Origin of the sequence: Bradyrhizobium sp. HKCCYLRH2060 (assembly GCF_051168135.1) — a bacterium.
In the GTDB taxonomy this organism is placed as follows: Bacteria; Pseudomonadota; Alphaproteobacteria; order Rhizobiales; family Xanthobacteraceae; genus Bradyrhizobium.
Genome location: NZ_JBNPUK010000015.1, coordinates 74,834 through 92,366 on the forward strand (window position 1 = coordinate 74,834; position 17,533 = coordinate 92,366).

General features: G+C 66.7%; 14 protein-coding genes. 7 read left to right on the forward strand and 7 right to left on the reverse strand.

Annotated elements, in window-relative coordinates:
- Nucleotides 1-86: 86 nt before the first annotated feature.
- Nucleotides 87-575 (reverse strand): MarR family winged helix-turn-helix transcriptional regulator, encoded by a 489-nt coding sequence (locus tag ACQR10_RS25890; protein WP_315801549.1) that lies wholly within the window; start codon nt 573-575, stop codon nt 87-89.
- 145 nt (nt 576-720) lie between these two features.
- Here ACQR10_RS25890 and gstA point away from each other — a divergent pair, with 145 nt between their 5' ends.
- A complete protein-coding gene (gene gstA, locus ACQR10_RS25895) occupies nt 721-1,335 on the forward strand; it encodes a glutathione transferase GstA (protein WP_316218180.1) in 615 nt (204 codons plus the stop codon).
- A 190-nt stretch (nt 1,336-1,525) separates the two neighbouring features.
- On the opposite strand, the gene ACQR10_RS25900 is transcribed toward gstA, so the two are convergent.
- The 4 genes from ACQR10_RS25900 to ACQR10_RS25915 all read right to left on the reverse strand — a co-directional run bounded on the left by ACQR10_RS25900 (nt 1,526) and on the right by ACQR10_RS25915 (nt 7,492).
- On the reverse strand, nt 1,526-3,739 hold the full coding sequence (locus tag ACQR10_RS25900; protein WP_315801551.1) for a 3-hydroxyacyl-CoA dehydrogenase NAD-binding domain-containing protein: 2,214 nt from the start codon (nt 3,737-3,739) through the stop codon (nt 1,526-1,528).
- A 140-nt stretch (nt 3,740-3,879) separates the two neighbouring features.
- A complete protein-coding gene (locus ACQR10_RS25905; RefSeq protein ID WP_315801552.1) occupies nt 3,880-5,088 on the reverse strand; it encodes an acetyl-CoA C-acetyltransferase in 1,209 nt (402 codons plus the stop codon).
- A gap of 85 nt (nt 5,089-5,173) precedes the next feature.
- The gene (locus ACQR10_RS25910; protein ID WP_315801553.1) at nt 5,174-6,964 is read right to left on the reverse strand and encodes an acyl-CoA dehydrogenase C-terminal domain-containing protein; all 1,791 of its coding nucleotides are present in this window, start codon (nt 6,962-6,964) and stop codon (nt 5,174-5,176) included.
- 129 nt (nt 6,965-7,093) lie between these two features.
- Nucleotides 7,094-7,492 carry a nuclear transport factor 2 family protein gene (locus ACQR10_RS25915; RefSeq protein ID WP_315717936.1) on the reverse strand — a complete coding sequence of 133 codons (399 nt, stop codon included), beginning with the start codon at nt 7,490-7,492 and terminating at the stop codon, nt 7,094-7,096.
- Nucleotides 7,493-7,629: 137 nt separating this feature from the next.
- Here ACQR10_RS25915 and ACQR10_RS25920 point away from each other — a divergent pair, with 137 nt between their 5' ends.
- From ACQR10_RS25920 to ACQR10_RS25940, 5 genes are all read left to right on the forward strand, one after another.
- Entirely contained in the window at nt 7,630-8,217 is a 588-nt protein-coding gene (locus ACQR10_RS25920) for a PadR family transcriptional regulator (RefSeq protein ID WP_315801554.1), read from the forward strand.
- 188 nt (nt 8,218-8,405) lie between these two features.
- Nucleotides 8,406-11,927 carry a hypothetical protein gene (locus ACQR10_RS25925; RefSeq protein WP_316218179.1) on the forward strand — a complete coding sequence of 1,174 codons (3,522 nt, stop codon included), beginning with the start codon at nt 8,406-8,408 and terminating at the stop codon, nt 11,925-11,927.
- A 156-nt stretch (nt 11,928-12,083) separates the two neighbouring features.
- Entirely contained in the window at nt 12,084-12,917 is an 834-nt protein-coding gene (locus ACQR10_RS25930) for a hypothetical protein (RefSeq protein ID WP_316218178.1), read from the forward strand.
- Between the two features lie 153 nt (nt 12,918-13,070).
- Nucleotides 13,071-13,997 carry a sulfite exporter TauE/SafE family protein gene (locus tag ACQR10_RS25935; RefSeq protein ID WP_315801557.1) on the forward strand — a complete coding sequence of 309 codons (927 nt, stop codon included), beginning with the start codon at nt 13,071-13,073 and terminating at the stop codon, nt 13,995-13,997.
- The gene (locus ACQR10_RS25940) at nt 13,994-14,773 is read left to right on the forward strand and encodes a TIGR02186 family protein (RefSeq protein ID WP_315801558.1); all 780 of its coding nucleotides are present in this window, start codon (nt 13,994-13,996) and stop codon (nt 14,771-14,773) included. Before ACQR10_RS25935 ends, ACQR10_RS25940 begins: the two co-directional genes overlap by 4 nt.
- Nucleotides 14,774-14,786: 13 nt before the next feature.
- On the opposite strand, the gene ACQR10_RS25945 is transcribed toward ACQR10_RS25940, so the two are convergent.
- Together ACQR10_RS25945 and ACQR10_RS25950 are read right to left on the reverse strand one after the other, a co-directional pair.
- Nucleotides 14,787-15,548, reverse strand: coding sequence for an MBL fold metallo-hydrolase (locus ACQR10_RS25945; RefSeq protein WP_316218177.1), 762 nt, complete (start codon nt 15,546-15,548; stop codon nt 14,787-14,789).
- Entirely contained in the window at nt 15,545-16,465 is a 921-nt protein-coding gene (locus ACQR10_RS25950; protein WP_316218176.1) for a DMT family transporter, read from the reverse strand. The genes ACQR10_RS25945 and ACQR10_RS25950 overlap by 4 nt, the downstream gene beginning before the upstream one ends.
- Nucleotides 16,466-16,562: 97 nt before the next feature.
- Here ACQR10_RS25950 and ACQR10_RS25955 point away from each other — a divergent pair, with 97 nt between their 5' ends.
- Nucleotides 16,563-17,429 carry a LysR family transcriptional regulator gene (locus tag ACQR10_RS25955; protein ID WP_316218175.1) on the forward strand — a complete coding sequence of 289 codons (867 nt, stop codon included), beginning with the start codon at nt 16,563-16,565 and terminating at the stop codon, nt 17,427-17,429.
- Nucleotides 17,430-17,533 lie beyond the last annotated feature (104 nt).

Sequence of the window (17,533 nt, forward strand, 5' to 3'; positions counted from 1 at the left end):
GTTCAGAAGCGCTTCGAGGGTCGCGCGTGGTGACAGGAAGGGCCGCGGACCCCAGGGGGCCGCGGATGTGAATGGGAACGGATGCTTCATCGGATCGCTGCGCCCTCTCCGGCCGCCAACGGAGCGGCCTGACCACAGGAGCAGCCGAGGCGATCCAGCAGCATGCAGAGCTTTGCGGCGTCGGTATCCGACAGCTTGGAGCCGACATGCTTCTCGATCGCGGCCGAATAGGCCGACCACATCCGCTTCTGCAGCTCGCGCCCGGCCTCGGTGATCTCGACGAACTGGCCGCGCTTGTCCATCTTGCATTCGCGCCGGACGACCAGACCTTCGTCGACCAGACGGTCGATCAGCCGGGAGGTGGAATATTGCGGGATCAGCATCTGCCGCTCCAGCTCGACCGGACGCAGCTCGCCGGAGGGCGCGCGCGACAGTTCGAGAAGCGCATCATACCATGCGAGCGGCGGGAACCCGGCCTTCTTCAGCTCCTGCTCGACGCAGTCCAGCACCCGGCTCTGGACCCGCATCAGGCGGATCCAGGCGGCGGTCGCCTCGGTCGATGGTTTGCGTTTCATGGGCCGGCTCGTATCCTCAGATGCACAGTCTAGCGCATTCGATGCAGCTGCATCAATCTTGACTATTCCATGCATCTGCATGTAAAGGCGGATGTGGCGCCCCGACCGGTTCCACGAAGAAAAGGTCTCACGGAGGGAATACAAGATGAAGCTTTATTATTCACCCGGCGCCTGCTCGCTCTCGCCCCATATCGCCCTGCTCGAGGCCGGCCTGCCCTATGATCTGGTCAAGGTCGATCTGCGCGCCAAGACCCTGGAAAATGGCGACGATTATCTCAAGGTCAATCCGAAGGGCCAGGTGCCGGCCCTGGGGCTGCCGAGCGGCGAAATCGTGACCGAGGGACCGGTCATCGTCCAGATGATCGCCGACCAGGCCAAGGACAAGGGATTGGCGCCGGCGCGCGACAGCGGCGAGCGCTACAAGCTGCTGGAGTGGCTGAACTTCATCACCTCCGAGCTGCACAAGAACTTCGGCCCGATGTTCTCTCCCGTGCTCGCCGACGAGGCCAAGGCGTTCTTCAAGGACCGGGTGATGGGCAAGTTCAAGTACATCGACAGCCAGCTCGCCGGCCGCGACTACCTGATGGGCAGCCAGTTCACGGTGGCCGACGGCTATCTGTTCACCATCCTGACCTGGGCCGACCGGATGAAGTTCGACCTGTCGGCGATGCCGAATCTCGTGGCCTACAAGAACCGCGTCGCGGCGCGTCCCAAGGTGCAGGAAGCGCTGACCAAGGAAGGGCTGATGAAGGCGGGGTGAGCTCGCTGTTGAAAGAGCTCTCTGCTGCCACCCGGGCAGTAGGTTCTCTCCCCCCTTGTGGGGGAGAGATAGAGAGGGGGGTAGCCACGGACACCGTCGCCTGTGGCTACCCCCCTCCCTAACCCTCCCCCACAAGGGGGGAGGGAACGGAGATCGGGCGAGGCCGGCTCCGTGCTAACTCACAACAGGACTAAGCCGCCGCCTTCTTCGGCGGGAAGCGGCCGTAGAAGGTTTCGCCCTTGGCGGCCATCTCCTCCAGGAGCTTCGGCGGCGCGAAGCGCGAGCCGTACTTCGCCGTGAAGGTGTGGCACAGCTCGACGAACTTCTTGGTGCCCATGAAGTCGATGTAGGACAGCGTGCCGCCGGTGAACGGCGCGAAGCCGAAGCCGAGGATCGAGCCGACATCGGCCTCGCGCACGTCGGTAATGACGTGGTCCTCGACCGTGCGCGCGGCTTCGACCGCCTGCACCACCAGGAAGCGCTGCTTCAGCTCCTCGACATCCAGCGTATCCGGATCGAGATGCTTCGGCTGCAGCTTGGCCAGATCCGGCCACAGGCTCTTCTGACCCTTGCCCTTCTCGGGATAGTCATAGAAGCCCTTGGCATTCTTGCGGCCGAAGCGGCCCTGCTTCTCGACCAGCTCGACCATCAGCTTCTTGTGGTCCTGGTTGATCGCGTTGGGGCCGAGATCGTGCTCGGTCGCCTTCATGATCTTCAGGCCGAGATCGAGCGCGACCTCGTCCGACAGCGACAGCGGGCCGACCGGCATGCCGGCCATCTTGGCCGCGTTCTCGATCATCGCCGGCGGCACGCCTTCGAGGAACATCTCGTTGCCCTCGGCGATGTAGCGCATCACGCAGCGGTTGGCGAAGAAGCCGCGGGAGTCGTTGACGACGATCGGGGTCTTGCCGATGGTGCGGACATAGTCCAGCGCGGTCGCCAGCGCGACGTCGCCGGTGGCCTTGCCCATGATGATCTCGACCAGCATCATCTTCTCGACCGGCGAGAAGAAGTGGATGCCGATGAAGCGGCCCTGGTCCTTGAACTCCTCGGCCAGCGAGGTGATCGGCAAAGTCGAGGTGTTCGACGCGAAGATCGCGCCGTCCTTCAGGTGCTGTTGCGCCTTGGCATAGGTCTCGGCCTTGACCTTGCGGTCCTCGAACACGGCCTCGATGACGAGATCGCAATCCTTCAGCGCGGCGTAGTCGGCGGTGGCGGTGATGCGGCCCATGATCGCCTCGGCCTCGCCCGGCTTGGCGCGGCCCTTCTTGACGAGGCCATCGATCACGCTCTGCGCATGCGCCTTGCCCTTGTCGGCACTCTCCTGGTCGCGATCGATCAGCACCACCTCGAGGCCGCCGCGCGCCGAGACGTAGCCGACGCTGGCGCCCATGAAGCCGGCGCCGATCACGGCGATCTTCTTCAGCTTGGTCGCGGGCACGTCGGCCGGACGACGCGCGCCCTTGTTCAATTCCTGCATCGACAGGAACAGGCTGCGGATCATCGCCGCCGCTTCCTTGGAGCGCAGGATCTTGGTGAAGTAGCGCGACTCGACCCGCAACGCGGCGTCGATCGGCAACTGCAGGCCCTCATACACGCAGCTCATGATGGCGCGCGCGGCCGGATAGTTGTCGTAGGTCTCGCGGCGATAGATGGCGTTGCCGGCCGGGAACATCATCATGCCGTTCTTCGAGAACACCGGGCCGCCGGGCAGCTTGAAGCCCTTCTCGTCCCACGGCTGAACCGCCTTGCCGCCACCCTTGATCCAGTCCTTGGCCGCCTTGATGAGATCCGCGGCCGGCACGATCGCATCGACCAGCTTGAGCGCCTTGGCTTTGTCCAGCGTCAGCGCTTCGCCCTTCAGCAGCAGGTTCATGGCGTCCTGCGGCTGCACGATGCGCGGCACGCGCTGGGTGCCGCCGGCGCCGGGGAACAGGCCGACCTTGATCTCGGGCAGGCCGAGGCGGGTCTTCGGGTTCTCGGCCGCGACGCGGTAGTGGCACGACAGGGTGATCTCGAAGCCGCCGCCGAGCGCGAGGCCGTTGATCGCGGCGACCCACGGCTTGCCCGAGGTCTCCATCGAGCGGTTGATCTGCGAGAAGCGCCGGCTGGTGTCGAACAGCATCTGGTTGGCGGCTTCCTCACCCTTGCTCTTCAGCACATCCGCATAGATGCGGTTCATGCCTTCGAGCATGGACAGATCGGCGCCGGCGCAGAACGCCTCCTTGGCCGAGGTGATGACGACGCCCTTGATGGCGGCGTCGGCGGTGGTCTGCTTGACGATGGCCTCGAGCTCGTTGGTCGAGGTCTCGTCCAGCACGTTCATCGAACGGCCCGGAATGTCCCAGGTGATCAGCGCAATGCCGTCGGCATCGGTTTCGAGCTTGAAGTTCTTGAAGGCCATATGGATCTCCCTCGGTGCCAGCAGCCAGTCGGCGCGGCGTTGTCCTGTATTCGTCGATCGTAGGGTGGGTTAGCGCAGCGTAACCCACCACCTCTCGCAACACGGCGGGTTACGCCTCCGGCTAACCCGCCCTACGGTTGTCACACCCGCTCGATGATGGTCGCGGTGCCCATGCCGCCGCCGATGCACAGCGTCACCAGCGCGGTCGCCTTGCCGGTGCGCTCGAGCTCGTCGAGCACGGTGCCGAGGATCATCGCGCCGGTGGCGCCCAGGGGATGGCCGAGCGCAATCGCACCGCCATTGACGTTGATCTTGTCCTTGTCGATCTCGAACGCCTGCATGTAACGCAGCACGACCGAGGCGAAGGCTTCGTTGAGCTCGAACAGGTCGATGTCCGACTTCTTCATGCCGGAGCGCTCGAACAGCTTCTCGGTGACATCGACCGGGCCCGTCAGCATCATCGCGGGCTCCGAGCCGATATTGGCGAAGGCGCGGATTTTCGCGCGCGGCTTCATGCCATACTTCGCGCCTGCCTCCTTGCTGCCGAGCAGCACCGCACCGGCGCCGTCGACGATGCCCGACGAATTGCCGGCGTGATGCACGTAGTTGACGCGCTCGATCTCCGGATGCGACTGGATCGCCACTGCGTCGAAGCCGCCCATCTGCGCCATCTGCACGAACGACGGCTGCAACTGCGCCAGCGACTGCATCGTCGTCGACGGACGCATGTGCTCGTCCTTGGCGAGGATGGTCAGGCCGTTGATGTCCTTGACCGGCACAACCGACTTGTCGAAGCGGCCTTCCTCCCAGGACTTCGCGGCGCGCTGCTGGCTCTGGACCGCATAGGCGTCGACGTCGTCGCGCGAGAAGCCGTATTTGGTCGCGATCAGGTCCGCCGAGACGCCCTGCGGCATGAAGTAGGCGGGCACCGCCATCGACGGATCCATCGGCCAGGCACCGCCGGAAGCACCGATGCCGACGCGGCTCATCGATTCCGCACCGCCGCCGATGACCAGCTCATGCTGGCCGCTCATGATCTGCGCCGCGGCGAAGTTCACGGCGTCAAGGCCGGAGGCGCAGAAGCGGCTGATCTGAATGCCCGGAACGGCATCGCCGAGACCCGCATTCAGCGCGGCGAAGCGCGCGATGTCGGAGCCGGCCTCGCCGACCGGATCGACCACGCCGAGCACGACGTCGTCGACCGCGTCCTCAGGGATGTTGTTGCGGTCCTTCAGCGCCTTCAGCGGCACGGTGGCGAGCGCGAGCGCGGTCACCTCATGCAGGCTGCCGTCGGCCTTGCCGCGGCCGCGGGGAGTCCGTACGTGGTCGTAGATAAAGGCCTCAGGCATCACGCCCTCCTCATCTGGTCCAATTTGTCGTTGTCAGCATGGAACGATAGCCGGCACGCGGTGCGCACCGGCCTTTGCTCCGAAATCAGAAGGCTTCCGCCGGCAGTTCCATCACGGTCGCGCAGCCGGCCTGGAGGCGGGCGAGATGCGCCGCCGTCTCGGGCAGCACGCGCTCCATGAAGAAGCGGCCCGTCACCAGCTTGGTGGTGAGATAGGTCGAGCTGTCGCCGGCCGCAATCTTGTCCTGCGCGACCTTGGCCATCTTCGCCCACATGTAGCCGAAGGTGACCAGCGCAAAGAGATGCATGTAGTCGGTCGCGGCGGCGCCGGCATTGTCCGGCTTGGTCATCGCGTTCTGCATCAGCCAGGTCGTGGCCTGCTGCAGATGGCCGAGCGCGGTCGACAAGGGAGCTACGAACGGCTTCATCGCGTCATTGCCGCCCTGCTCCTTGGCGAAGGTCCCGACCTCGTTGAAGAACGCCATCACCGCACGGCCGCCGTCACGCGGCAGCTTGCGGCCGACGAGATCCAGCGCCTGGATGCCGTTGGCGCCTTCGTAGATCATGGCGATACGGGCATCGCGCACGAACTGCTCCATGCCGTGCTCGGCGATGTAGCCGTGGCCGCCATACATCTGCTGCGCCTGGACGGCGTTGGCGAAGCCCATGTCGGTCATGTAGCCCTTCATGACCGGCGTCATCAGGCCCATGTGGTCGTCGGCCGCCTGGCGGTCCTTCGGGTCAGCCGAGCGGTGCGCGACGTCGCTCTTCAGCGAGGTCCACACCACCATCGCGCGCGCGGCCTCGTTGAAGGCGCGGATCGACAGCAGGGTGCGGCGCACGTCGGGATGCACGATGATCGGATCGGCGGCCTTGTCCGGCGCCTTGGCGCCGGTCAGCGAGCGGCCCTGGATGCGCTCGCGCGCATAGGCCACCGCGTTCTGATAGGCGACCTCGGATTGCGCGAGACCCTGCACGGCGACGCCGAGCCGGGCCTCGTTCATCATCACGAACATGCCCTGCATGCCCTTGTTCTCTTCGCCAATCAGCCAGCCGGTGGCGTTGTCGTAGTTCATCACACAGGTCGAGTTGCCGTGGATGCCCATCTTGTGCTCGATCGAGCCGCAGCTGACGCCATTGCGCGCACCGACCGAGCCGTCGGCGTTGACCATGAACTTCGGCACCACGAACAGCGACACGCCCTTGATGCCGGCCGGCGCACCCTCGATGCGGGCGAGCACGAGGTGGATGATGTTGTCCGCGAGGTCATGCTCGCCCGCGGAGATGAAAATCTTGGTGCCGGAGATCTTGAAGCTGCCGTCGGCCTGGCGCACCGCCTTGGTGCGCAAGAGACCGAGATCGGTGCCGCAATGCGGCTCGGTCAGGTTCATGGTGCCGGTCCATTCGCCGGCGACCATCTTCGGCACGTAGGTCTTCTTCTGCTCCTCATTGCCGTGCACGATGAGCGCCGCCGTCGCGCCCATCGTAAGGCCGCCATACATGGAAAAGGCCATGTTGGCGGAGCACTGGAACTCGTTGACGGTCTGGCTGAGCGTCACCGGCAGGCCCTGGCCGCCATATTCGGTCGGTGCCGACAGGCCGAGCCAGCCGCCCTCGACGATCTGCTTGTAGGCGTCCTTGAAGCCCTTCGGCGTTGTCACGCTGCCGTCGTCATGGCGCTTGCAGCCCTCGAGATCGCCCACGCGATTCAGCGGGTGCAGAACCTCTTCGGCGAGCTTGGCGGCTTCGCCGAGGATCGCCTCGCGGACATCGGCCGAGGCATCGGAGAAGCCCGGCAGATTGTCGTAGCGGTCGATCTGGAACACGTCGTTGAGCAGGAAGGTGACATCTTCCACGGGGGCTTTGTAGATCGGCATCGGCGTCTCCGGCAGGAAGGCTGAAGTTTCAGACTGGGATTTCCACGGACGCGGCAGACAATGCAGGCCGCGGACTGTAGCGGGTTTGAGGCACTTGCGGCAGCCGTCACGTTGCGGCCGTCGGTCACGTCACGACGGCTTGCTCATCGCGGCGAGCTGTTCGCCCATCAGGCGGTGCAGCAGGTTGATCGCCTTGAGCGGGCGCACCATGACCTTGAAATGGGTGATCAGACCGGCGTCGTCGAAGCTGATGATGTCGACGCCGTTGAGCTTGATGCCTTCGATCTCGTTCTCGAATTCGAGCACGGCGCCCGTGGCGTTACGCCACTCCCCGACATACTTGAATCCGGGACCGCCCAGGACTTTCTCGGCACTTGCGAGGTATTTGAAGGTGATGTCGCGGCCGCGCTGCGGCGTATGCACGACGGGACTTTCGAATACGGCGTCCGGGTGCAGCAGCTCCCGCAAAGCGCCGAGATCGTGAGACCTCATATAGCCGTACCATCCATCGAGGCCGGTCATTGTCATTGGGCGTCTCCTCGGGGCGGAACAGGCCAGCACCACAACCACCCCATATGCACATTGACGCATATGCGCCAGTGTGCATAATGTCAAGCGTGGAGCGGGGCAGAACACGATCAGAAAAACGGGAGCAGTTTCCGGCCATGGCCCTCGGCGACGCCATCCTCGCCTGCCTTACCGAACATCCGATGACGGGCTACGAGCTCGCCAAGACGTTCGACTCCTCGATCGGCTTCTTCTGGAAGACGGACCACCAGCAGATCTATCGCGAGCTGTCGCGGCTGCGCGACCGCGGCTACATCCAAGGTCGCGAGGTGGTGCAGACCGGCAAGCCCAACAAGCTGGTCTACACGTTGACCCCCGAGGGCCGCGCGGCGTTCCGCAGCTGGGCGGCGCGGCCGAGCACACCGGCTTCCACGAAGGACGATCTTCTCGTCCGGCTCTATGCACTGGGCGCCGCCGACATCGGGCCGATCCGGGCCGACCTGATGGCGCGGCTGGAACATCATCGCGACCGCGCCGAGCGCTACGACCGCATCCTCAAGAAGCATTACGCTGATGGCAGCGTCGCCCCTGCCGATATGGGCAAGCTTCTCAACCTGCGGCTCGGACTGCGCCACGAGCGCATGGTGGCGGAATGGTGCGAAGAGGCGATCACCGCGCTGTCGACGATATCCGGCGCGAGCAGCGTGCGGCCGCTCGATCCATCATCACGCGAAAATGCCGGCTGATACGCGCCGTTTGACAGCGCAAAACTTCTGACCGCGCCGGCGGTAAACTTAACGCGTTATTTACCGTAAAAGTCAAAAGTCGGGACCTGGAGCAGACGATCTGCGCGGACCCGTTCATGTTCATGTCCGGGACGCGTGGGGAGGCTGGAGGCGCTTGGTGGAGCGCTGGAAGCGGAACCGGACGAGACATGAATTCGCGCGTACCGTGGAGTAATGAAGGCATCGACCCGTCCGTCCGTGAAAGGGCCGAGGCCGCGGCGCAACGCGCCGGCATGACGCTGAACGACTGGATCAACTCCACGCTCGGCGCATCGGCCCCGCCCGATTTCCGCGGCAGCCCCGCGCCACGCAGCACACCGACCGTCAGCCGCGATGCCCGCGAGGTGACCGACATCCATCAGCGGCTCGACTCCATCGCACGGCAGATCGAGCAGATGTCGCGCCCCGTCGCGCGCAAGGATGCGCCGCGCGACGAGCAGGGCGTCGCGCGCCAGCTCAACGACGCGATCTCGCGGCTCGACGCCCGCCTGTCACAGATCTCGACGCCGCTGCGCAAGCCGGACACCGAGGACCGCTATCGTGGTCCTGACGGCGTCGAGCGCGCCGCCGCACAGCTCTACCGGCCGGCCCAGGCGCTCAGCGCAGGCTCGTTCGACGTGGCCGTCGCCGAAATCAGCGCCCGCCAGAGCGAGCTCGACAATGCGCGCCCGCTGCCGCCGCACCAGGCGCCGCCGACCGCGCCTGCCATGGCATCCGCAGCAGCGCCGCTGATGACCCCGATCAGCGCGCCGCTGACGCCGCCGCAACCGGCGGCACCCACTCCCGATTTCTCGCTGCTCGAACGCCATCTGCTGAACATCACGAGCCAGATCGAGGCGCTGCATCGCCCCGAGGACGGCATCGAGCAGTCGATCGCCGGCTTCCGCAACGAGCTCTCCGAGATCCGTCACGCCATTACCGAGGCGATGCCGCGCCGCGCGATCGAGTCGATCGAGAACGAGATCCGCTCGCTGTCGCGCCGCATCGACGAGAACCGCAACACCGGCGTCGACGGCCAGGCTCTGGCCGGCATCGAGCGCGCGCTGACCGACATCCGCGAGGTCGTCGGCTCGCTGAAGCCTGCCGAGCAGCTCGCCGTCTATGACGAGGCGATCCGCAATCTCGGCGCCAAGCTCGACCTGATCCTGCGCGCCAATGACGACCCCGGCACCGTGCAGCAGCTCGAAAGCGCCATCGCGGCGCTGCGTGCGATCGTCGCCAATGTCGCCTCCAACGACGCGCTGGAACGGCTGTCGGACGATCTCCGCCAGCTGTCGTCGAAGGTCGACCAGGTCACGCAGGCGCGCGACAATCACGACTCGTTCCACGAGTCGTTTGCGGCGCTCGAACAGCGCATCGCCGCGCTGACCTCGACCCTGGAGAGCCGCGAGCCGCCGGCGGCCGCGCCCGACAACACCGCCCAGATCGAGGACGCGCTGCGCGGCCTGTCCGACCGGATCGACCGCCTGCAGGTCGGCAGCGACGGCTCATCGGCGATCACGCATCTCGAACAGCGGATCAGCTACCTGCTGGAGCGGCTCGAAGCCGCCAACGACCCGCGCGGCGGCAACATGACCCGGGTCGAGGATGGCCTGCAGGACATCCTGCGCTATCTCGAACGGCAGCAGGCGACCTTCGCAGCGCTGGCGGAGAGCCGGTCGCAGCGCGAAACGTCGCAGGACGGCGGCCTGATCGACATGGTCAAGCGCGAGCTGTCCGACATCCGCTTCAGCCAGACCGAGACCGACCGCAACACCCAGGACTCGCTCGAGGCCGTCCACAACACGCTGGGGCACGTCGTCGACCGCCTCGCCATGATCGAAGGCGACCTGCGCAATGTGCGCGCCACCGCGAGCCCGCCGGCCGCGCTGCCGCCGCTGGCGCCGCCAATCGAGTCGCCGATGCCGGCCGCACGCGCGACGGCGCCCCAGGCCTATGCCGAGCCGGCCAGGCCAGAGCCTGCCTACCGCCCGGAGCTGCCCAATCCGGCGGCCGAGGAGCCAGCGGGACAGATTGTCGCTCCGGCCGCGGGTCAACAGGCGTTCGCAGCGGCCTCGCGCGACTTCCACGCCGCGCAGGCGCCATCGGCTGCCATGCCGCCGCCGATTCCGCCGAAGGCGATCGCCGACATCCTGGAGCCGCACGCAGCACAGGCGCCCCGCCCGACCGTCATCGTCCCCGAGCTGCCACCGGATCATCCGCTCGAACCCGGCACCCGTCCGCCTGGCCGGACCGCATCGCCCGCCGAGCGGATCGCCGCGTCCGAGGATGCCCTGAGCGAGCTTCCCGCCGGCAAGCGGGAGCCGGTGTCGACATCGAGCTTCATCGCGGCTGCGCGCCGCGCGGCGCAGGCCGCGGCGGCCGCACAGCCTGTAGACGCCAAGAAGGCGAAGAAGGACAAGCCGAAGGACAAGGCCAAGGAGCCGCCGAAAGACCTCCCCAAGGACGTCGCCAGCGACGCTGTCAAGCCCAAGGCCAAACCCAAGGACAAGCCGACGTTCGCTCTCACCGCCGAGGGCGACGAAGAGGTCTCGACCATCGGGTCGAAGATCCGTTCGCTCCTGGTCGGTGCAAGCGTCGTGGTGATCGTGCTCGGCACCTTCAAATTCGCGATGTCGCTGCTCGACAGCGGCAGCACGCCGCCGCCGATCTCTCCGATGGAGACTCAGGGCGAGGCGCCGCGCGCGCAGATGCCGTCGGCCTCGCCGAGCCTGTCGCCGCGGCCGACGACGCCCGACCAGAGCGCGCCGTCGTTGACCTCGCCGACGCCGCTCGACCGTCAGTCCTACAATCGGGCCATGCCGAGCGAAGCGGAGACGATCGCGATGCTCGCGATCCCGCAGGACGTCGAAAAGCCAGCCACCTTACCCGCTGCCGTCCCTACTGACGTCACCGGCACGATCCCCACCGCTGCCAACGGCCAGAAGCTCGGTTTGGTGCAGGTGCCCGCCTCCGAGAAGCTGCCCGATGCCATCGGCGGACTGGCGCTGCGCAATGCCGCCTTGAAGGGTGATCCGACCGCCGCCTACGAAGTCGGCGTGCGCTTTGCCGAGGGCAAGGGTGTCGCGGCGAACTATGAGGAAGCCGCGAAGTGGTATGACCGCGCGGCGCAGGCCGGGCTGATCCCGGCGGTCTTCCGTCTCGGCACCTTCTACGAGAAGGGCCTCGGCGTGAAGAAGGACGCCGATATCGCCCGCCGCTACTACGTGGTCGCCGCCGAGCGCGGCAATGCCAAGGCGATGCACAATCTCGCCGTGCTGGACGCCGACGGCGGCGGCAAGGGCGCGAACTACAAGAGCGCCTCGCAATGGTTCCGCAAGGCCGCCGAGCGCGGCGTCGCCGATAGCCAGTTCAACCTCGGCATTCTCTATGCCCGTGGCATCGGCGTCGAACAGAACCTCGCCGAATCCTACAAATGGTTCACCCTGGCCGCAGCGCAGGGTGACGTCGACGCAGGGCGCAAGCGCGACGATGTCGCCAAGCGGCTCGATGTCCAGTCGCTCGCCGCGGCCAAGCTCGCGATCCAGACCTTCACGGTCGAACCGCAGCCCGACGACGCCGTGAACGTGCCGGCGCCCGCCGGCGGCTGGGATGGCACGCAGGCGATCGCGAAGGCTGCCGCCGCCAAGGCGGCCCTGGCGAAGCGCGCGGCGGCGACGGCGCCGCGCTGACACGGGTATAGCGCCCCACTCTCGACATGGACGAGCGCTCGCGCGCAGCCCAAAAAAATCCTCCCGGCTTGCGATCGCGCCGCCATAGTGTCGCGCGGTCGATCGATATAGGTTGTCGCGGCGGATCATCACGAGCGCCGCGAGGAGCATCGACAGGTGTCAGCGGGGAACGAACAACAGGACGGCGCGCGCTTCCTGCAGTCGCCGACGGGGCCCCGCGTGCCGCCGCGGACCACGGCGAACGTCGCCGCTGCGTCGCCTCCTCGCCAACGAATGCAGCACGTGACCGACGGCTATCCTGCGGCGTTCCGATGGCGCCGGCTGGCTTCCGTCATCTTCTTCGTTGCAATCGTGCTCGGCGGGGGCATTCGCGCCTACCGCGACCTGTCGCGGCCTGACGCCTGGTCGTTCTGGAAGGATCAGTACATTTCGCCAAGTCTGTCGGCGGCGCTGGTCGCCGACCCCGTCCTTGCCGGGCTGGGCGACAGGCGCGCCGTGCTCGCCGTCAGCGGCCCCATCGGACCAGCGGCGGCCGGCTGGCTGCGTGAGCGGATCAGCGAGGCCCGTCTCAAGCCGGGTGACGTGATCCTGCTGTCCTCGCCCGGTGGCAACCTCGACCAGGGGGTGCTGATGGGCGAGATCATCCGCGCCCACGGACTCGCGACCGCCGTCGGCGTGGCCGACAATGGCGGCCGCATCCGTCCGGGATTCTGCGCCAGCGCCTGCGTGTTCGCCTTTGCCGGCGGGCAGACCCGCTACGGCCTCGATGGTTCGGCGCTCGGCGTGCACCGCTTCACGTCGGAGGCCCGCGGCGCCGACGCGGTCGCCGACACCCAGCGCGTCACCGGTGCCATCCTCGGCTACATGACGCGCATGGGCGTATCGTCGCAGGTCATCGAGGCGATGTCGCAGACCCGCGACATCCGCTGGCTCGATCCGAGCGACGCCGAGGCCATGAGGCTGGTGACCGCGCAGCTCAAGGCCCTTTGACCGAGCCCTCAGAACCCCACGCTCGGCGTCGGCGGATGTGACTTCGGGCGGGAATGACTGATCCCTTCGCTGCGATTTTCGGTTATGCAGGAGCTTGGCGTCCTGCATGGCATGCGCGGGATGCTCGCTCGAAGGATGGCAGAGGCCGCGCGGATGCAGATTTATCTTCCGATCGCCGACATCCCGGTCAACATCTTCCTGTTGCTGGCGATGGGCGCGGCCGTCGGCTTCGTCTCCGGCATGTTCGGCATCGGCGGCGGGTTCCTGATGACGCCGCTCCTGATCTTCGTCGGCATCACCCCAGCAGTTGCGGTCGCCTCGGTCTCCAGCCACATCGCCGCCTCGTCGTTCTCCGGCGCGCTGTCCTATTGGCGGCGGCGCGCCATCGATCCCTCGCTGGCCGCGGTATTGATGATCGGCGGCGCGCTCGGCACGGGGCTCGGCGTCGCCACCTTCACTCTGTTGCGGTCGCTCGGCCAACTCGATCTGATGATCGCGCTGTCCTATGTCGCGCTGCTGACGAGCGTCGGCGGCACGATGTTCTGGGAAGGACTGCGCGCGATGATGCGCGCGCGCCAGGGCGCGGTCGCGACCGTGCGGCGTCCGGGCAGCCATGTCTGGATCCATGGCCTGCCGCTGAAGATGCGCTTCAAGCGCTCGAAGATCTACGTCTCCGTCATTCCGGTGATCGGCATCGGCCTGATCATCGGCTTCCTCGGCGCCGTGATGGGCATCGGCGGCGGCTTCATTCTGGTGCCCCTGCTGATCTACCTGCTGCGTGTGCCGACCTCGACCGTCATCGGCACCTCGATGGTCCTGACGCTCGCGACCATGATGATCGCGACCATGCTGCACGCGATGAGCAATCATCTGGTCGACGCCGTTCTGGCGCTGATCCTGATGGTCGGCGGCGTCACGGGCGCGCAGTTCGGGGCCCGCGCCGGCCAGATGATCCGCGGCGAGCAGCTTAGGCTGCTGCTCGGCCTGCTGATCCTCGCCGTCGGCATCCGGTTCGCGATCGAGCTCGTGATCAAGCCCGACGACCTGTTCACGATCCGCGAGACCGAGATCAGCCAATGACGCCGCTCCGCCTCGCCAGCCTTATCGTCATGCTGCTGCTGGCCGGCGCCGCATCCGCACGCGCCGAGCGCCTGATCGTCTCGGTCTCCAACCATCGCGTGACGGTGACGCCGAACTATTCCGGCGAGGAGCTGGTGCTGTTCGGCTCGGTCGAGAAGGACATCCAGACGCCGCCGGGCCGCACCGCCTATGACCTCGTCGTCACCGTCCGCGGACCGCGGGCCGACATGGTGACGCGACGCAAGGAACGAAAGTTCGGCATCTGGATCAACACCGACTCCCGCCAGTTCCTGAAAGTGCCCGGCTATCTGGCGCTGTTCGCCAACCGCCCCTTCGATGCGATGGCCGCGCCCGAGGTGCTGCGCCGGCAGCAGCTCGGACTCAACAACGTGCTGCTGACGCAGCGCGTCGGTCCCGACTATGCCGATGTCGTCCCGAACGACGCGTTCCGCAGCGCCTTCGTGCGGCTGCAGTCGCAGCACGGCCTGTACCGCGAGGATACGTCCGCGGTGACCTTCCTCACGCCGACGCTGTTCCGCACCGGAATCCCGTTGCCCGCTGCGGTCCCGATCGGCACCTACGAGGTCGAGATCAAGCTGCTCGCCGACGGCGCGCTGGTCACCAAGACCGAGACTGCGTTCGAGATCGTCAAGGTCGGCTTCGAGCAGTTCGTCGCGGCCTCCGCCAAGCAGAACGGCTTCGTCTATGGCCTGGTCACCGCCGCGATGGCGCTGATGACGGGATGGATGGCGTCGATCGTGTTCCGAAGGGATTAGTCGCTGTGCGAGGTCAGCGTTCGATCACCGTCCGCACACCTGGCTCCAGCAGCTTCAGCCGCGCCCCGAAGCCGAGTACGTCGAACGTGTTGCGCAGGTCCTGCGCGCTCTGCCGGAAATGTGCCCAGCCATCGGTGTGGACGGGAACGATCAGCGCGTCGGAAAACACCCGGGCCGTCTCGATCGTGTCGTTGGTGTCCATGGTCAGGTGGAACGGCCCGCGCGTCTGCGCCGCGCCAGCAAACGGCAGCACGATTCCCGCACGAAAGCGCCGCGCCACCTCGGCGACGCCGTCGTAGAACACGGTGTCGCCGCTGACATAGATCGGCGCGGACTCTTTCGACTGCAGCACGAATCCGATGACATCGCCCGCGAGCGGCTCGATGCCGGCCGGACCGTGGCGCGCCGGGGTCGCCGCAACCTTCAACGACCTGCCATCCTTCGTCAGCTCGGTTTCGCTCCAGGGCGCGAGCCCTTCGGCTGACGCACCGAGCCGTGTTGCACCGATCTCGGTGGTCAGCACGCGCCGCGCACGGGACAGGAAGGCCCGTCCGCCATGATCGAGATTGTCGGAATGCTGATCATGGCTGAGCAGCACCGCGTCGACGTCGCCGACCGCATCTGCCGTCAGCGCCGGTCGCGAGAGCTTCTCCAGGGTGACGTGCGACAGCTGATATGTGCCGGGATCGTCGAAGGTCGGATCGGTCAGCAGGCGGAAGCCGTCGATTTCGATCAGGGCGGTCGGGCCGCCGATCAGGGTGATCGCAACGCTCATGCTTGTGCTCCCACCGTGCGGGCCGGCGCCCGCGTGACCAGATAGATCCCGAGCGCGACGGGTATGACGCCGAGCAGATCCTGCAGCGCCACGTGCTCGCCGAGCACCACGAAGGCGAAGATCATCGCCAGCGGCGGCATCACGAAGTGATAGGCGCTGGCGGCGGTCGCACCGCATACCTTCAGGAGATGGAACCAGAGCACGTAGGCGAGGATCGAGCCGCCGAGCACCAGGAAGGCGAACGCACCGATCAGTTGCGCATTCAGCACGATCTCGCCCACGTGCGACACGCCCAGCGCCACCGGCCAGAGCACCAGCCCGGCGGAGAGATTCTGGATGCCGTTGCCGACCCACAGGCTGCCCTTCGGCGCGAGCTGCTTGAAGAGGATGGTGCCGGTGACGATCGAGGCCAGCGCCGCCAGCGTATAGAGGATGCCTTCGAGGTGGTCGGTGCCGACGGACATGCGGTGCCAGACGATCATGGCGACGCCGATGATGCCGAGCGCGAGGCCCGCGATCTTGCGCAGGGTCAGCGGCTCGCCGAGCAGCAGCGCGGCGAACACCGCGGTGAACACCGGATTGGCCGAGACGATCAGGCCGCCGAGTCCCGCCGACACCGTCTGCAAGCCGGTGTAGCCGAGGCCGAGATAGAGTGCGTTGTTGGCGATGCCGATGATCGCGAACACCGCCGCATCGCGCCAGCTCATGCGCAGCTCGCCCCGGAGGGCCGGCACCGCGAGAATGAGCACGCCGGCGAGCGAGAACCGCGCCGCGAGCAGCAGGAGCGGCGGACAATAGGTGACGCCGATCTTGCCGGCGACGAAGGCAAAGCTCCACAGCAGGCAGAACAGGCCGATCTCGAGCGGCAGCAGGTTCGACTTCACGGGGGTCACCGCAACGGAGGATAGGGACGACATCGGGGATCTCCTTCGTCCTCGATGTAGGGCTGTTCTTTCCCATCTGGAAATTAAATGATAGACTGAAACTCAGTGGTTTTCCAAATGGAGGCCAGGAATGCTCGATCTGGACCTGTTGCGCAGCTTCGTCTCGGTGGTCGAGGCGGGCGGTTTCACCCGCGCGGGCGAGCGCGTCCACCGTACGCAGTCGACCATCAGTCAGCAGATCCGGCGGCTCGAGGACGACCTTGGCCAGACCTTGCTCAACCGCGACGGCCGCGCGGTCATACCGACCGAGGCCGGCGAGCGGCTGTTGTCCTACGCCCGCCGCCTGCTAGCGCTCGCCGAGGAGGCCCGCGACGTCGTCGCGCGGCCGGGTCCGGCCGGCGCGGTCAAGCTCGGCATCCCCGAAGACTTTGCCGCCTACCGCCTCGCAAAACTGCTCGCGGCGTTCTCGCGCGCCCATCCCGATCTGCGGCTCGACGTGCGTGCCGACCAGAGCCTCAACCTCAAGCGCGACATCGAGCGCGGCGACCTCGATCTGGCGCTGCTCAAGCGCGGCGCCGACGACTCACACGCGGCGATCGCGGCATGGCCGGAGCAGGTCTATTGGGTGACCAGCAAGAGCCATCCGGTCAGCCTCGATGCCCGCTCGCTGCCGCTGATCGGCTTCCCGCTCGGCTGCATCTATCGCACCCGCGCGATCCATGCGCTGGAGAGCGAGGGACGCGCCTGGCACATGGCCTACACATCGTCGAGCCTCGCCGGCATCCAGGCCGCGGTCGCCGCCGGCATGGGACTGAGCATCCTGTCCGAGATGTCGGTGCAGGCGGAGCACCGCGTGCTGACGGCCCGCGAAGGCTTTGCGCCGATCGACCGCACCGAGGTCGCGCTGGTCGCCTCGCCCGACGCTAGCCCGGCGACGCTGCGGCTCGCGGACCGGCTGGCCGAGTTCTGCGAGAAGGTGCAGACGAAGGCGGCGTGACGAGCATCTGTCTACCCCTCCTGCCACTCTGCCGCCACGACGGCGGTGCGTCCCCTCTCCCGCTTGCGGGGGAGGGCTAGGGAGGGGGCCGCTCCAGCAGCGCT

Excerpts from the sequence above, each read along its gene's own strand:
- ACQR10_RS25920 (WP_315801554.1), top strand. The coding sequence starts at position 7,630 with ATGGCCCTCGGCGACGCCATCCTCGCCTGCCTTACCGAACATCCGATG.
- ACQR10_RS25945 (WP_316218177.1), bottom strand. The coding sequence starts at position 15,548 with ATGAGCGTTGCGATCACCCTGATCGGCGGCCCGACCGCCCTGATCGAA.
- ACQR10_RS25905 (WP_315801552.1), bottom strand. The coding sequence starts at position 5,088 with ATGCCTGAGGCCTTTATCTACGACCACGTACGGACTCCCCGCGGCCGC.
- ACQR10_RS25940 (WP_315801558.1), top strand. The coding sequence starts at position 13,994 with ATGACGCCGCTCCGCCTCGCCAGCCTTATCGTCATGCTGCTGCTGGCC.
- ACQR10_RS25955 (WP_316218175.1), top strand. The coding sequence starts at position 16,563 with ATGCTCGATCTGGACCTGTTGCGCAGCTTCGTCTCGGTGGTCGAGGCG.
- ACQR10_RS25900 (WP_315801551.1), bottom strand. The coding sequence starts at position 3,739 with ATGGCCTTCAAGAACTTCAAGCTCGAAACCGATGCCGACGGCATTGCG.
- ACQR10_RS25890 (WP_315801549.1), bottom strand. The coding sequence starts at position 575 with ATGAAACGCAAACCATCGACCGAGGCGACCGCCGCCTGGATCCGCCTG.
- ACQR10_RS25910 (WP_315801553.1), bottom strand. The coding sequence starts at position 6,964 with ATGCCGATCTACAAAGCCCCCGTGGAAGATGTCACCTTCCTGCTCAAC.
- ACQR10_RS25935 (WP_315801557.1), top strand. The coding sequence starts at position 13,071 with ATGCAGATTTATCTTCCGATCGCCGACATCCCGGTCAACATCTTCCTG.
- ACQR10_RS25925 (WP_316218179.1), top strand. The coding sequence starts at position 8,406 with ATGAATTCGCGCGTACCGTGGAGTAATGAAGGCATCGACCCGTCCGTC.
- gstA (WP_316218180.1), top strand. The coding sequence starts at position 721 with ATGAAGCTTTATTATTCACCCGGCGCCTGCTCGCTCTCGCCCCATATC.
- ACQR10_RS25950 (WP_316218176.1), bottom strand. The coding sequence starts at position 16,465 with ATGTCGTCCCTATCCTCCGTTGCGGTGACCCCCGTGAAGTCGAACCTG.
- ACQR10_RS25915 (WP_315717936.1), bottom strand. The coding sequence starts at position 7,492 with ATGACAATGACCGGCCTCGATGGATGGTACGGCTATATGAGGTCTCAC.